General features: G+C 41.7%; 13 protein-coding genes. 4 read left to right on the top strand and 9 right to left on the bottom strand.

Annotation, left to right across the window (positions count from 1 at the left end):
* The first annotated feature begins 18 nt into the window (after positions 1 to 18).
* On the top strand, positions 19 to 1209 hold the full coding sequence (locus AAEY57_RS06840; RefSeq protein WP_008464755.1) for an amino acid aminotransferase: 1191 nt from the start codon (positions 19 to 21) through the stop codon (positions 1207 to 1209).
* Positions 1210 to 1362: 153 nt separating this feature from the next.
* Here the strand turns inward: AAEY57_RS06840 and AAEY57_RS06835 are convergent, their stop codons facing one another.
* Genes AAEY57_RS06835 through AAEY57_RS06800 form a run of 8 tightly spaced genes read right to left on the bottom strand, consistent with a single transcriptional unit; the run spans position 1363 to position 9581 of the window.
* Positions 1363 to 2115 (bottom strand): DUF3379 family protein, encoded by a 753-nt coding sequence (locus tag AAEY57_RS06835; RefSeq protein WP_028835377.1) that lies wholly within the window; start codon positions 2113 to 2115, stop codon positions 1363 to 1365.
* Positions 2115 to 2672, bottom strand: coding sequence for a sigma-70 family RNA polymerase sigma factor (locus tag AAEY57_RS06830; protein ID WP_036956862.1), 558 nt, complete (start codon positions 2670 to 2672; stop codon positions 2115 to 2117). Before AAEY57_RS06830 ends, AAEY57_RS06835 begins: the two co-directional genes overlap by 1 nt.
* Before the next feature lie 55 nt (positions 2673 to 2727).
* Positions 2728 to 4374 (bottom strand): BatD family protein, encoded by a 1647-nt coding sequence (locus AAEY57_RS06825; protein ID WP_036956864.1) that lies wholly within the window; start codon positions 4372 to 4374, stop codon positions 2728 to 2730.
* Complete coding sequence (locus tag AAEY57_RS06820; protein WP_350607071.1) at positions 4368 to 6263, bottom strand: vWA domain-containing protein; 1896 nt, start codon at positions 6261 to 6263, stop codon at positions 4368 to 4370. Before AAEY57_RS06820 ends, AAEY57_RS06825 begins: the two co-directional genes overlap by 7 nt.
* Positions 6263 to 7246: a vWA domain-containing protein gene (locus AAEY57_RS06815; protein WP_028835374.1), complete on the bottom strand. Its 984-nt coding sequence runs from the start codon at positions 7244 to 7246 to the stop codon at positions 6263 to 6265. Before AAEY57_RS06815 ends, AAEY57_RS06820 begins: the two co-directional genes overlap by 1 nt.
* A complete protein-coding gene (locus AAEY57_RS06810) occupies positions 7239 to 7673 on the bottom strand; it encodes a DUF4381 domain-containing protein (RefSeq protein ID WP_013464506.1) in 435 nt (144 codons plus the stop codon). The genes AAEY57_RS06815 and AAEY57_RS06810 overlap by 8 nt, the downstream gene beginning before the upstream one ends.
* 3 nt (positions 7674 to 7676) lie before the next feature.
* Positions 7677 to 8621, bottom strand: a complete 945-nt coding sequence (locus AAEY57_RS06805) for a DUF58 domain-containing protein (protein ID WP_024602812.1) — start codon at positions 8619 to 8621, stop codon at positions 7677 to 7679.
* 3 nt (positions 8622 to 8624) lie between these two features.
* A complete protein-coding gene (locus AAEY57_RS06800) occupies positions 8625 to 9581 on the bottom strand; it encodes an AAA family ATPase (RefSeq protein WP_036956867.1) in 957 nt (318 codons plus the stop codon).
* Between the two features lie 330 nt (positions 9582 to 9911).
* Here AAEY57_RS06800 and fadI point away from each other — a divergent pair, with 330 nt between their 5' ends.
* The gene (gene fadI / locus AAEY57_RS06795; protein ID WP_013464510.1) at positions 9912 to 11222 is read left to right on the top strand and encodes an acetyl-CoA C-acyltransferase FadI; all 1311 of its coding nucleotides are present in this window, start codon (positions 9912 to 9914) and stop codon (positions 11220 to 11222) included.
* Positions 11222 to 13414 (top strand): fatty acid oxidation complex subunit alpha FadJ, encoded by a 2193-nt coding sequence (gene fadJ, locus AAEY57_RS06790; protein ID WP_036956868.1) that lies wholly within the window; start codon positions 11222 to 11224, stop codon positions 13412 to 13414. Before fadI ends, fadJ begins: the two co-directional genes overlap by 1 nt.
* A 112-nt stretch (positions 13415 to 13526) precedes the next feature.
* Here fadJ and AAEY57_RS06785 read toward each other — a convergent pair whose 3' ends face one another.
* Positions 13527 to 13913, bottom strand: a complete 387-nt coding sequence (locus AAEY57_RS06785) for an MmcQ/YjbR family DNA-binding protein (protein ID WP_028835371.1) — start codon at positions 13911 to 13913, stop codon at positions 13527 to 13529.
* A gap of 193 nt (positions 13914 to 14106) precedes the next feature.
* Between AAEY57_RS06785 and efpL the strand changes: the two genes are divergently transcribed.
* Entirely contained in the window at positions 14107 to 14679 is a 573-nt protein-coding gene (gene efpL, locus AAEY57_RS06780; RefSeq protein WP_028835370.1) for an elongation factor P-like protein EfpL, read from the top strand.
* Positions 14680 to 14966: the final 287 nt, after the last annotated feature.

Here is a 14966-nt window from a genome sequence, read left to right as displayed (position 1 = left end):
ATAACGAAGAGATAGTCAATGTTCTCAGTATTAAAACCATTACCAACAGACCCTATTCTTGGCCTTATGGCGGCCTATAAGCAAGATACTAACCCTAATAAGATTGACTTAGGGGTTGGTGTATATAAAGACGAGCAGGGGAATACCCCGGTATTAAAGTCAGTAAAAAAAGCAGAAGCGTTTCGTTTAGAAAATGAAATGAGCAAATCTTACATTGGTCTTGCTGGTAACTTAGATTACTGTCAACAAATGGAAAATCTTCTTCTTGGTGAGCACCCGGCATTATTAGCTAATCGCGTACGCACAGCACAAGCACCTGGTGGTACAGGCGCACTTCGTGTTGCAGCAGAATTTATTGTACGTTGTAACCCAGGCGCTACTGTATGGGTTACTAACCCAACGTGGGCTAACCACATTAGCTTATTTGAAGCTGCAGGCCTAACTGTTAAAGAATACCCATACTACGACTACGAAAACAAAGATTTATTGTTTGATGAAATGGTTGAAACATTAACACAGGTGCCTAAGGGCGATGTTGTGTTATTACATGCATGTTGTCACAACCCAAGTGGTATGGATTTAAACGAAACACAATGGAATACCATTGCTGAACTTGCAAAAGATGTGGGCTTTACGCCATTGATTGATATTGCATACCAAGGTTTTGGTTCTTCTTTAGAAGAAGATGCGAATGGTTTACGTATTTTAGCCAATGCGGTTGAAGAGTTGATCATTTGTTCATCATGTTCTAAAAACTTTGGCTTATACCGTGAGCGTATTGGTGCGTGTTCAATTATTGCAAAAGACAGTGCAACCGCTGATATTTCAAACTCGGTATTATTAAGTGTGGTACGTAGCATTTATTCTATGCCGCCAGCGCACGGTGCAGACATTGTAAACACCATTTTAAGCAGCACAGAGTTAACGCAGTTATGGCACAGTGAACTTGATGAAATGCGTAACCGTATTAATGGTTTACGTAGCTTAATTAAAGACAGCCTTGCAGCCAAAGACATTGCTCAAGATTTCTCATTTATAGACCGCCAACACGGTATGTTCTCTTTCTTAGGTATTAATAAAGAGCAAATCGAGCGTCTACAAAAAGACTACGGTATTTATATTGTGGGCTCTAGCCGTGTAAACGTAGCGGGAATTAGTCAAGCAAACATCGATTACTTTGCTAACGCTGTTGCTGATGTATGTAAGTAACCAATAATAAGTTTTAGCTTATTAGCAATAAAAAAAACCGCACACTCGTTGCGGTTTTTTTATTGTTTGTAATACCCATCTCCTTATATCAATTTGCTTAGATATAAGGGAGTTTAATTCGTTAAATTGTTCAAATATTTATACAAATTGGTATTACAGCCAGCGAATAGCGCCTGCAATACGTTCATTATACATATCAACCGGTGAGCCTAGGCTTGCTATTAGTACAGTATCAGCTTGTTTTCCTCGGCTTATATGGCCTACGTAGCGAGAGTCACTAAAGTCACCCGAGCCAATTTCAAAGACTTTGTTATCACTAGGGACAATAAACACGGTCATAGGGCCAAAGTCCGATTCAAACACTAAATGGATGCCTTTCTCGCCTTGAAAATCGCAAAAGTTAACATAAGTAACTTTCCCAGGTAAATCATTAAGTTGACCGCCAAGTAAAGCCAGCTTTTCATTGACTGTTTGTAAGCTGATCGGTTGAGTTTTATTTAACGCGTTAAGTTCATGATAAACATGCGCCAATGCATGCTCGCCAGCCGCATGATTCAAGTTTTGCTCTGTACTAAACATAAACGCACTTACCGCAATCACAAATGAAGCAGCGAACGCCAAATATACACGGTCAAACTTAAAGCGTGAGCGTGAATCAATAACGTTGTCTTTTTGTTCAAGCTCATCTTTTCTGGCTTTTTCTTTTAACGAGGTGTTTAAAATAATCCGTTCAGCAAGGTTGTCAGGCACAGGAATATCAAGCGCATCATTGAGTTGCTTATCAAATGTTTTGTTTTCATTTAAAAATTGTTGTCTATCGGGACTGCTGTTTGCAAATTCCAGTAGTTCTTTGTCTAGCTCGTTTGGCTGTGCAATCGTGCGGCGACGAAACTCAAGTTCATCCATTATTTTGATGCCCCTTTAAGTTGTTCATCATCACGGCTTAGTGCCTCTTTAAGTTGATTTTTTGCTCGAAATAAACGTGTCATAACCGTATTTTTGTTTAAATTGAGTATGCCTGCAATCTCATCCCCAGAGCAGCCCATAACCACTTGTAATAGTAGGGGCTCTTTGTATTCATCGGCCAACAATGAAATTTGCCGTTGAATAACGGTTTGCTCCATTTCATCATCTAAAGAATGACTGGTTTGATCCACTAGCGTGTCGTTATCTACATCACTGTAATCAAATTGCTTGCGCTCAAAGCGCCTCGCATTTTCGCGTCTTAAAATTGTTAGCAACCATGGCTTAGCTGCTTTTTGATCGAGTAACGAGTCAAGCGATCGCCAAGCACGTAAAAAGGTTTCTTGCACTAAGTCATCTGCAATATTCGGATCGTTACATAACCAGTAAGCGAAGCGATAGAGTTCCTTATGATAAACGTGAACCAGGGCTTCGTAGCGTTGTTGTTTTTCAGCCATATTTAGTAAGACCCGATCATTCGATTTTTTATTTCCAAACATAAGCACTTTTTAGTTAAAAATTATTATAGGTCAAAAAAGCAAAATACAATTGAGATCAAGAATACAGCTCTTTTAACGCAGGTGATGATGGCTTAGCTGTTTGCGATTGATGTGCCTTTAACATGCTAACTATAGCGTCTAAATTGGCGCTAGCCGTTTGCTTACTGTACAACTGTGCTTGTAAATTGTTTACCTGCGCGGTGAACTCTGGGTTGTTTATCATAGCGCATAAATGGGATAGCGCCCCTACCTTTTTACCTGTAAGGGTTAGCGCATACTGATTAAGCGCATCGTAAAATGCTTTTTCGTCATGGCTTTTAGCTAATACCAGCAGGGCTTTTAAAGATGGTTGTTGATTTGTTTTATTAGTTGTTTGAGCCGCTTGTTGCACTTCTTTAGCTGGGCGTTTATTAAAGTAAAAAATCAACGTCGCAATCCATAAAACATAACCAAGCGCGGCCACAATAATTAGCCACAGTGGTGTGGCAGTTTGCTGTTGCACTGTAACTGCTTGCTTCGTTGACTCTGCCATAGTGTTATTTAGGTTGTTTTCAGCTGGCGGATCAAGCGTTTGCACTGGCGCTGTTGTACTGGGTGTTACTGTAATAGTACGCTCAGGTAAGGTCGCATAACTAATTCGATTTATTTTGGTGTTATACCAAGGCAAGCTAATTTCAGGCAATGTGTAAGTGCCAGGTGTTTGTGGCAATAGCGCAAATGAGGCGCTTTGCTGTGATACCACTCGACCATCACGTACCGCATTATTGGTTTCTTTTTCATCAGGGTAGCTGCGAATACCATTAATAGTAGGCATATCAATTTCGGGTAACTGCTCTTTAGTCACCCCTAGCGCGGTGAGCATAATTGTACGTGTTATCGGCGTACCGGCTTCAACGGTATTATCCTCTGGCTGCCATTGCTCGGTTAAGCTCACCAGTTCACTGGGTAACCAGTCTCCTTGATAGTTTTCAGGGATAGGTTTAATCTCAATTTGCTGCTCATCGCCAAGCGCTGACACTTCCAATTGACGATAGTTTTGCTGAATACGCCCTTGAAAAACGGGAGCTGCAATAGTGTAGGCGCCACTTTTTTGAGGCTGAATTAAATAATTACGGGTGATCACTAAATAACGTTTACCGTTAACCAGTTCATACTCTTCGCTTTGTTTACCTAGTTGGGTAAGTTGGGCATCTTCCATACTTGGCGCACTTAAGCTGCCATCAAGAAGCTCTTTAGCTAAGTAAAGCTTAATGGTGTAAACGCCAGCCTCTTGTACAAATAAGCTGTTGTTTGAGAGTGAGGTTTTTAAAAATATATCGTTATTTTTATCTGCGTCGCTGCTGCGCTCTTTAACCGATAAACTAATTGGTTGCGAGTTTAGCCCTGCAACACTAAAACTGGGAATGGTGTATTCACCCGCCTTGCGGGTCATTAGTTTAACAGACCAAGAGGTTTGTTTTTTTATACTGCCATTAATAATGTTAGTGCGGCTACTTAAGCTCATAGGGCCGACTACAAAATCTTTTAATAATGCTGAGGTGTCGGGTTGTTGCCCTTTTATTGAATCATCAATGCTAATATTAAGCATAAAAAATTCACCCGCTAATACTGGGTTTTTATCAACGCTTGCCTCTAAAGTGGTGGCGGCCATTAATGGCATGGCAGTTAATAGCAATAAACAGCAAAATAATCGCATTACCATGATTTTTCTACTCCTGTTGGACGACGTTGATATTGTCTTTTTTGGGCTTCTAATTGCATTTTGTTTCTTAATAAAATAGCGGGATCGTCGGGCACTTTTCTTAATAACTGATTTAGTTGCTGTACTTTTTCTTTTTCTTCATTAGTGAGTTCAGCGGCTTGTGCCTGCATGGCTTGTTGCTGTGCCTGCTGTTTTTGCTCATCAGAGGGCGGTTGCTCACTCATTTCATTCGGTTGATTTTGCGGCTCATCTTGCTGCGGTGTATTCTCGTCTTTATTCTCATTTTGTTGGTTTTGTGACTGAGCTTGCATGTCAGGCTCATTTTGTTTGTCTGATTGCTCACCAGATTGGCCTTGTTGATCTTTTGATTGTTCCGAGGACTGATCCGATTGCTGTTGCTCACTGTTTTGGCTGTCCTCTTCGCTTTTATCAGCGTTATTTTTCTCGCCATTTTTTTGCTGATCTTGTTTTGATTTATCTGCATCATCTTGACTTTGCTCATCTTGATTTTGCGAATCATTACCTTGCTGATTTTGTTGATCTTGCTGTTGATTCAGTAACTGCTCAACAAGCGCTTGATTCTCAGCGGCTTCACTAAAGTTATCTTGCTTTACTTGCGCTTGTTTGTACGCGTCAATGGCAGCCTCTAATTGTCCTGCTTTAGCCAAGGCGTTGCCATAGTTATAATAACCGGTTGCTGACTTATCTTGGCTAAACTCATTCAAGGCAGCATCAAATTGCCCTTGCTGATAAAGTGCAGCCCCTTTGAGAGCGCTTGAGCGAGCCTGAGCTGCTTGTTGATACTCTTTGTTGTTGTATGCCTCTAATGCCCGTTGATCCGTATTTTTAAACAGGGTTGGCAGCTCTGCGGCATGCGCATTTTGTTGAGGTAAAAAGCTAAGTAACAGTACTGCGCTAACTAATGCAGAACGTCTAAATAAATACAAAGCTAAAGGCAGTAAAATAAGCAAACCATAAATACCGGCGTCAATTCGCCATAAGGCTAAATTTGGTTTTTCACTTTTTAATACTTCACTGTTTGCTTGCGGTGAAAAAACGGCAATATCGCTATTGCTTGGCTGATAATCGGCAAACTGACCACCGCTATTTTTTGCAAGTCCTTCAAGTAAAGATGCATTGAGGGTTGGCACCACAATTTGACCATAATTATCTTTTAAAAACCCGCCTTCAGGTAACTTTATAGGAGCTCCTTGCGCGGTGCCTACGCCGTAAATATTAAGTCGATATTGGCTACTGTTGGTAAAACGGCTTACATCGCTTTGCTGTTGTTGCTCAATACCATCGGTGATCAAAATAATATCGCCATCGAGGTAGCCGGCTTGGCTTAGTAGCTCTTGTGCCATATCTAAGCCAGCGAGTACGTTTGAGCCTTTATCTGGCATAATTTCAGGGCTTAAACTAGGAATAAGGTTGGCAAGAGTCTTAGCGTCGTTGGTCAGTGGTGAAATGGTATAGGCAGTGCCTGCGTAAGCCACTAACGCGGTATCGCCTTCTTTAAATAGCTCAACCATATCGAGGGCTTTAAAACGTGATTGCATTAATCGATTGGGAGCAATGTCGGTGCTATACATAGAGTAGGACATATCCATGACAATAACGCGGGCACTTTTACTTTGAAACACGGGTACTTGTTTCTCTTCAAAGCTTGGCCCTGCACTAAATATAATCGCTAAATTGCAAAATAACGCAACCAGCCACAGCGGCTGGCGAGCTGTATTGTTTGATTCACTCATTACAAATGATGCCAAGTGCGGCGCAATAAGTGGCGCTGACTGGGTTTTTTTATGTTTTAGTAAGGCGATAAAAAATAACCCTGAGGCAGGGAGTAACAGCCATAAAATAGCAGGACGAATAAATTCAAAATCCATTAGTTTGGCTCCTTCATTGCGCGCACCGTTTTTATCAATGCCATTGCACTTATGAGTAAAATGGCCAGTAATAACGGATAATAGAACAAGGCTGTTTGTGGGCGAAAGGTTTGCTCATCGGCACTAATTGGTTCAAGCTTATCAAGCTCAGCGTAAATTTGTTGCAGGCCAGCGACATCTTTTGCTCTAAAATACAGGCCGCCTGTTTGCTCAGCAATTTTTTTCAATAAACCCTCATCTAGGTTACTGCCCCCAGAGCCCATATTAAATAAACTAAAGCCGCGCGGGTTATCTGAACCGACTCCGATAGTGTACACTTTTATACCTTCTTCACGGGCAAGTAGCAGCGCATCTTCTGGGTTTAAATTTCCTGCGGTGTTTTGTCCATCTGTAAGCAACACCACAATACGGTTACTTTCTTTTTTACTAGCAAAGCGTTTTACCGATAAACCTAAAGCGTCACCAATCGCCGTGGCGCGTCCTACTAAACCAATTTGCGCCTCAGAGAGCATTTTACTGACGGTTTTCACATCACGCGTCAATGGGGTTTGTAAAAAAGCGGTATCACCAAACAATATAAGGCCGAGTCTGTCGCCTTGGCGCTGCTCTATAAAGTCACTTAGCACTGCTTTAACCATGGTTAAACGGTCAACATATTGGCCATTGTAAGCCATGTCTTGTTCGGTCATTGACCCTGACAAATCCACAGCGAGCATTATATCGCGGCCTTCGTTGGGTAGCGATATGGGCTCATCTAACCACGTTGGATTTGCTGATGCGGTCACTAATAATAACCACAGCAACCACTCGATAATATTCAATTTACGCGCACTTGGCTCTATGCTTTGATTGCTTAAATTATGTGATGCAAAACTTGGAATGCGCAGACGCGTGTTGGCATCATTGGCGGCGGGTTTTAATAGTAACAATATTAAAGGTAGCGGCAATAATAAAAACAGCCATGGCCAGCTAAATTCAAACATGCAGCGGCTCCTTTAGTTTAAATTGTTTAATAGCTTGGCGAAATTTATCACTAAGTGCTGCCTGTGTTTGATTAGCGTTATATAGGCTTAAAATTTCTTCTTCTGTAAAGCCAATCGCTGAAAGTTGGTTTAATGTGTTGCACCAATGCGTTGTTGACTGCGCGGCCAAACGCGGATCGTAATAGGTGATCACTAAACGCTTTAAAATGACATGTAATTGCTGCGCTGACTGTTGTTGATTAGCTAATGCAATGGCATCACGTTTTGGCTTTTTAAAGCGATAATTTTTATAAATAATGACAATTAAGCTACACAATAAACACACAGCAATTGCAATAACAACCCACCAAGCAGGAGCGAGTGGCCACCAGTCGACTTGGGTGGGAGCAATAATATCGTGTAGACCATCAAGTGGAGAGGTTTGCATGATTTATTTTCTCACTAATTGCAGTTCCAGCGCAGTGGCTGCATCAAATGATAATAGGGTGAGTCCAGACTTTGTTAAGCGATTAATGCGCGCGCTAAATGCGTGCTCGGCATTTTTGGCAAATCGTTGTCTAAAGCTCTTGTCCATTAAGGGCAGGGCAAATTGCTGATTATTAGCACTGACGGTTACCGTTTGTTTAAAAGCAGGTAATTGATGTTCAAAGGGGTCGCTAATATGACACCCAATCAGTTCGCAATGACGCGCCAAAAGTTCCAGTTGCTTGAAGCTGGCGTCATCCAAGGCGTTAAAATCAGACACGATATAAACCAAACTACCGGGCTTAGCTAAGTGATTTAAACGTTTGAGGTTATCGCTAAAATTATTCGCGGCCGGCTTATCAATGTTCTCAAGAGCTAACTGATGCGCATCGCATAAATTATGGCATAGTTTTAATACCGCTTTTTCACGAGCGCTGGGTTTTAGCTCTAAATGCGAGTGCTGATTAAACACAATACCGCCAATTCTGTCGCCACGCTGACACGCTGACCACGCAACTAAGGCGCTAATATGTGCTGCTTGCACCGATTTTAACAGTAATTGCGAGCCAAATAGCATTGAGTTTGAAAAGTCAGTAAACACAAATACCGGGCGCTCTTTTTCCTCTTGAAAAAGTTTAGTGTGGGTTTCGCCTGTGCGCGCGGTAACGCGCCAATCAATAGAGCGTATATCGTCACCGTTTTGATAGTGACGCACTTCGGCAAATTCCATACCTCGGCCTTTGTGGGGCGCAAGGTATTGCCCTGCTAAGGTGTTTTTTATTCTAACTTTAGGTGCCAGCTCAAGCAGTTGCGCTTTTGCTTTATAATACATCAGCTCTTTAAGCGATAAATTAACACCGTGGCTATGGCTTAATTTAAGCCATGCCTGAGAATCAACGTGTGTTTGCATAACTTAAGGTACAGCAACTAGTTCAACAATACGGCTAATGACCTGATCTTTAGTAATACCATCGGCCTGTGCTTCGTAACTTAGAATAATACGATGGCGTAATACATTATGCACAACAGCTTGTATATCGTCAGGCGATACAAAATCACGGCCACTTAGCCACGCATGAGCGCGGGCACACTTATCCAAAGCAATCGTGGCACGTGGGCTGGCGCCGTATTCAATCCAGCGGCCAAGTTGCTCATCTAAGTTTGCGCCTTCTCGAGTGGCTATGATCAGTTGCACTAGGTACTGCTCTAATGGCTCGGCCAAATACAGACCTAAAATTGCTTTTCGCGCAGCAAACAAATCGGGTTGTGAAATTTGCTCAAGCACTGGGGCTTCATCTTTAAGTGCTTCACCACGGGTCAAACGTAAAATATCAAGCTCATGCTCAGCACCTGGGTAATTAATACTTAGGTGCATTAAAAAACGGTCTAATTGCGCTTCTGGTAGCGGGTAAGTACCTTCTTGCTCAAGCGGATTTTGTGTTGCCATCACTAAAAACAGGTCACTGAGTGGATAGGTGTTTTTGCCCACCGTGACTTGGCGCTCGGCCATTGCTTCTAGTAGAGCCGATTGTACTTTTGCTGGTGCTCGGTTTATTTCGTCCGCTAAAATAAGGTTATGAAATAAAGGGCCTTTTTCAAACACAAACTCACTGGTTTGTTGGCGATAAATATCGGTGCCGGTCACATCGGCTGGTAATAAATCTGGGGTAAACTGAACACGCTGAAACGAGCCTTCAATACCTTTTGCTAAGGCATTAACAGCGCGTGTTTTTGCAAGCCCTGGTGGGCCTTCAACTAATAAATGACCATCGGCTAAAATAGCAATTAATAGTGCTTGAGTGAGCGCAGGCTGGCCAATAATTTGGGTGTCTAAATACGTTTTTAATTGTGAAAATGCGTTAGCTGCCATAATAAGTAGACTGTCCTCGTCAGCTTAAATAATACCTAAATTGGTTAGGTAACAAATACTGAGCTAGTTATAAGGTTTATAAGTGGATAACTCAAGAGTTAGACTGATTTTTTAAAAATAGTTCGTTATTTTTTAACGATTTTTTAGCCTAACATAAAACTTTGTAAAACCAGCTAAAAAAGCCTATTGTATTACCCTCATACAATGTATGTAGTGATTTACAATGGCGCTTTTGTATTAATTTACCTTTATCTATTGGCTTTATCACACGGGTTGTTTAGAATCGGAGAAAACATACAGGTCTGACCTGTCAGCGGGAGAGAATAATAAATGTCTGAGCAAAACATACTTAAAACACCAAAAGGCGACCGTATTGCCATCGTAAGCGGCTTACGTACTCCTTTTGCTAAGCAAGCGACTGCGTTCCACCATGTACCAGCATTGGATATGGGTAAGCTAGTAGTTAATGAAATGCTTGAGCGATTAAATTTCGACAAGTCAGAAATCGATCAATTGGTTTTTGGTCAAGTAGTGCAAATGCCAGAAGCGCCAAATATTGCGCGTGAAATTGTATTGGGTACTGGGATGCCAGTATCGGTTGATGCGTACTCTGTATCGCGTGCTTGTGCGACGAGTTTTCAAGCGATAGCAAACGTTGCCGAATCAATTATGGCAGGCTCTGTAAGCGTAGGTATTGCCGGTGGTGCCGATTCATCATCTGTATTGCCAATTGGTGTAAGTAAAAAATTAGCGGGTAGCTTAGTTGATTTAAACAAAGCACGTACGCTTGGTCAGCGTTTAAAAATATTCTCAAAACTACGTTTAAAAGATTTATTGCCAGTGCCGCCAGCGGTTGCTGAGTACTCAACGGGTTTATCAATGGGACAAACAGCCGAGCAAATGGCTAAAACCCATAACATTAGCCGTGAAGATCAAGATGCCTTAGCGCATCGTTCTCACTCACTGGCAACTCAAGCCTGGGCTGATGGCAAGCTTAAAGATGAAGTAATGACGGCTCATTTACCGCCTTATAAAAGCTTTATTGAAGAAGATAACAATATTCGTAAAAACTCAACGGTTGAAGGTTATGCCAAGCTTAAGCCGGTATTTGACCGTCAACACGGCTCAGTCACTGCAGCCAATGCAACCCCATTAACCGATGGCGCAGCCGCAGTGTTAATGATGAGCGAAAGCAAAGCAAAAGCATTGGGTTACGAAATTTTAGGCTACGTACGCAGTTTTGCGTTTTCAGCGATTGGCGTAGAAAAAGACATGCTAATGGGGCCGGCTCACTCAACGCCTATCGCACTTGATAGAGCAGGTATTACGTTAGCCGATTTAGATCTAATTGAAATGCACGAAGCGTTTGCATCGCAAACCTTAGCGAATATGAAAATGTTTGCTTCAGATAAATTTGCACAAGAGCACTTAGGGCGTAATAAAGCCATAGGTGAAATTAACATGGATAAGTTTAACGTGAACGGCGGCTCGCTTGCATATGGTCATCCATTTGCGGCAACCGGCGCGCGTTTAATTACACAAAGTTTATACGAGCTTAAGCGTCGTGGCGGTGGTTTAGCGTTAACGACTGCCTGTGCTGCGGGTGGTTTAGGTGCAGCCTTTGTATTGGAGAGTGCGTAATGACAGATTCAGTATTTAATTTAACGGTTGATGATAACAAAATAGCCGTAGTGACCATTGATGTGCCGGGTGAGAAAATGAATACCCTGCGAGATAGCTTTGCTGATGATTTAAAAGCATTATTAGCACAAGCTAAAGAGCACGCAGTTAAAGGTATGGTATTTATTAGTGGTAAAAGCGATAACTTTATTGCTGGTGCCGATGTTAAAATGCTAGACAGCGTGCAAAAGCGTGAAGATGCATTAGCTATTAGCGAATTATGCCATCAAGCATTTTTTGATATGAAAAAGCTTCCGTACACCACAGTTAGTGCTATACATGGCGCAGCGCTTGGTGGCGGTTTAGAATTTGCTTTAGCCTGTGATTACCGCGTAGGTACCGATAGCGATTTAACTAAAATTGGTTTACCAGAAGTACAACTAGGTTTATTACCTGGCGGTGGTGGTACACAGCGCTTAACTAAAATCGTGGGCATTCAAAAAGCCCTTGAGTGGATGCTAACCGGAAAACAAATTCGTCCTAAACAAGCTAAAAAAGCCGGTGTATTGGATGATTGTGTACCACAAAGCGTACTGCTAAAAGTGGCCAAAGAGTTTGCGGCAAAGAAAAAGCCACAAGCTAAAGAGCCTAAACTTGATAAGATCAGTCAGCTATTAGAGTCAAACCCATTTGGTCGTAACTTTATCTTTAAAAAAGCTAAAGAAAACGTTCTTAAAAAAACCTGTGGTCATTACCCTGCGCCGCTTGCAATTATTAAAGCGGTACGTGCAAGCGTAGAGCTTGATGAAATGAAAGCGTATAAAACCGAAGCAGAAGGTTTTGCCACATTGGTAATGAGTGATGAGTCTAAAGCGCTGCGCGGTATTTTCTTTGCAACCACTGAAATGAAAAAAGAATGGCGCAATGATGATGCTCCCGCGATTAGTAAAACTGCCGTGTTAGGTGGTGGCTTAATGGGCGCAGGTATTGCCCATGTGAGTGCGGTCAAAGCTAAATTGCCGGTGCGAATTAAAGATGTGGCAGAGCAGGGCATAAGTAATGCCATGAACTACACTTACAAAATTTTAGATAAGCGTCTTAAACGCCGTATTATGTCTAAAGCCGATATGCAGTTAACGATGAACCGTATAACCGGCACTACCGATTACAGCGGTTTTAAACACATAGATTTAGTGATAGAAGCCGTATTTGAAGACTTAGAACTGAAGCAAGGTATGGTTGCTGATGTAGAGCAGCATTGCCAAGCAAACACAATTTTTGCCAGTAATACTTCGTCATTACCTATTTCGCAAATTGCAGCTAAAGCAGCGCGTCCTGAAAATGTAATTGGTTTACATTATTTCTCACCAGTAGAGAAAATGCCACTGGTAGAAATTATTCCTCACGAAGGCACCTCAAAAGAAACGATTGCTCGTGTAGTTAACTTTGCGCGTAAGCAAGGTAAAACGCCAATTGTGGTAAAAGATATGGCTGGTTTTTATGTTAACCGTATTTTAGCGCCATACCTCAATGAAGCGGCAAACTTAATGCTTGCCGGTGAGCCAATTGAAAAAATTGACGCAGCCTTAGTTGAGTTTGGTTTTCCAGTAGGGCCGTTGGCACTGCTTGATGAAGTCGGTATTGATATTGGTTCTAAAATCGCGCCAATTCTTGAAAAAGAACTCGGTGAGCGTTTTAAAGGCCCAGATGCTTTCTCGCGCATGATTGATTCAAAACGCTTAGGCCGTAAAACGGGTCGTGGTTTTTATGAATACGACAAGAAAGGCAAAAAGGTTGATGAGTCAGTCTATGAGCTACTAGGTGTAACCCCAGCTCCACGTTTAAATAAAAACGAAATTGCTAAGCGTTGTATCTCACAAATGCTTAATGAGGCCGTTCGCTGTTTAGATGACGGTATTATTGCCAGCCCGCGTGATGGTGATATTGGTGCTATTTTTGGTATTGGTTTCCCACCGTTCTTAGGTGGCCCGTTTAGCTATATGGATAAATTAGGCGCAGGTAAAATAAGCTCTGATATGTCTACTCTGGCTAACAGCAACGCTATTTTTACACCTTGTGATACTTTACTTACAATGGCTGACAAGGGCGATAAGTTTTACACAACAGCCGCTAATAAAGCTGAAGTGGAGTTAGCGCAAGGTGATGATAAATCAACTGACACTCCAAATGAGATGACTGAACAGAAAGATTAATGTTTTAAGTTAACGTAAAAAAGCCGCAAATTATGCGGCTTTTTTGTGTTCGATAATCAACAATAATACTTAATTAAGCGAATTGGTAAAAAGTTGCGATATGGACGCTTATTTACAGTAACGCTTCAATGGCCTTTTTATCCTTGTCAGGCATGTTGTCGACCACCAAATTAAACGAATTATCAATCATACGCTCAATTTCACCCTGTGGCACAGTCCCATCCAAAATCACAGTATTCCATAAGCGTTTATTCATATGATAACCAGGAATAACGGCAGGGAAAATATCCCGTAATGATTGCGCCTCATCAGGATCGCACTTTAAGTTTAGCCACCAAATAGGTTCGCCATTTTCGTCAGTTTCACCCTCATTGCTAAGTGCAAGAGTGGCAAACATTTTATGATTTACTTTATACACATCAACATCTTTAGCAAAAGGCTGGGTTAGTTTAACTAACGGCTTGTTCATTAAATAGGTATGTACAGTTTGTTGGTTCATGAGCCATTCCTTGAGGTCATAATCGATAACTTAACCATAGCAGCTTTTTGCCACTAGATAACACGAGTTTAAGTCTAAATTACAGATTTATGAGTCAGTACGAAGTAAGAAGCTAATCATATCACTTTATTGTTGAACAAAATCAGTTTCGTGGTATGTTTCTCGCATTCAAAAAAACAATAGGAATTCACCCATGCCAAAGGCAAGTGATGTTAAAAAAGGGACGGCTATTGACTTTAATGGCCGTGTATTAGTAGTAAAAGATATCGTACGTTCTGTACCACAAGGTCGTGCCGGTGGTAGTTTATACCGTATGCGTTTATACGATGTGGTCACGGGTAGCAAAGTTGACGAAACATTTAAAGACAGCGATATGCTTAACCTTGCAGATTTAACCCGTCGTGAAGCCATGCTGTCGTACATTGATGGTGATGAGTATGTCTTTATGGATAACGAAGATTATACGCCTTACAACTTGGCTAAAGAGGCCATAGCTGAAGAGATTCAGTTTGTTAACGAAGAGACCCAAGGCGTGCACGTTATTGTGATTGATGGTGCGCCAGTTGGGCTTGATCTTCCTTCAAGTGTTGAGCTTGTAGTTGAGGAAACCGACCCTTCAATTAAGGGGGCTTCAGCCAGCGCGCGTTCAAAGCCTGCTCGTTTATCAACCGGCTTAATTATTCAAGTGCCAGAGCATATTTCTACGGGCGATCGCATCCGTATTAATACTGCAGAGCATAAGTTTATGGGCCGTGCTGACAAGTAAGCCGCTATAAATCTATATTGATTAGCCGAGTATTTAAGTTGCTCGGCTTTTTTGTGTCTGATTTGCCCCTCAAATTGATTAAGCATTATTGCTGATTAGCAGCATGCGTTGCTTTAAATTTAGCCAGTTTAACGCTATTATATGCACCTTAATTTTTCAGCAGTTTGATGAGCATGGTATTATTTATTTTGCTTAGCGGTGTATTTATAGCGTAAGCGTCCGGCAATCCACACCTAGCTTTTGATATTCCAAGGCAGTAAATCATCGATTTGGCAACCCGGTTTGCA

Source organism: Pseudoalteromonas sp. MER144-MNA-CIBAN-0113, from assembly GCF_040308965.1.
Taxonomy (GTDB): domain Bacteria; phylum Pseudomonadota; class Gammaproteobacteria; order Enterobacterales; family Alteromonadaceae; genus Pseudoalteromonas; species Pseudoalteromonas tetraodonis.
This window is presented reverse-complemented; position numbering and strand designations above follow the sequence as displayed.

Coding starts and splice junctions, on each gene's coding strand:
- AAEY57_RS06840 (WP_008464755.1), top strand. CDS start 19: ATGTTCTCAGTATTAAAACCATTACCAACAGACCCTATTCTTGGCCTT.
- AAEY57_RS06835 (WP_028835377.1), bottom strand. CDS start 2,115: ATGGATGAACTTGAGTTTCGTCGCCGCACGATTGCACAGCCAAACGAG.
- AAEY57_RS06830 (WP_036956862.1), bottom strand. CDS start 2,672: ATGTTTGGAAATAAAAAATCGAATGATCGGGTCTTACTAAATATGGCT.
- AAEY57_RS06825 (WP_036956864.1), bottom strand. CDS start 4,374: ATGGTAATGCGATTATTTTGCTGTTTATTGCTATTAACTGCCATGCCA.
- AAEY57_RS06820 (WP_350607071.1), bottom strand. CDS start 6,263: ATGGATTTTGAATTTATTCGTCCTGCTATTTTATGGCTGTTACTCCCT.
- AAEY57_RS06815 (WP_028835374.1), bottom strand. CDS start 7,246: ATGTTTGAATTTAGCTGGCCATGGCTGTTTTTATTATTGCCGCTACCT.
- AAEY57_RS06810 (WP_013464506.1), bottom strand. CDS start 7,673: ATGCAAACCTCTCCACTTGATGGTCTACACGATATTATTGCTCCCACC.
- AAEY57_RS06805 (WP_024602812.1), bottom strand. CDS start 8,621: ATGCAAACACACGTTGATTCTCAGGCATGGCTTAAATTAAGCCATAGC.
- AAEY57_RS06800 (WP_036956867.1), bottom strand. CDS start 9,581: ATGGCAGCTAACGCATTTTCACAATTAAAAACGTATTTAGACACCCAA.
- fadI (WP_013464510.1), top strand. CDS start 9,912: ATGTCTGAGCAAAACATACTTAAAACACCAAAAGGCGACCGTATTGCC.
- fadJ (WP_036956868.1), top strand. CDS start 11,222: ATGACAGATTCAGTATTTAATTTAACGGTTGATGATAACAAAATAGCC.
- AAEY57_RS06785 (WP_028835371.1), bottom strand. CDS start 13,913: ATGAACCAACAAACTGTACATACCTATTTAATGAACAAGCCGTTAGTT.
- efpL (WP_028835370.1), top strand. CDS start 14,107: ATGCCAAAGGCAAGTGATGTTAAAAAAGGGACGGCTATTGACTTTAAT.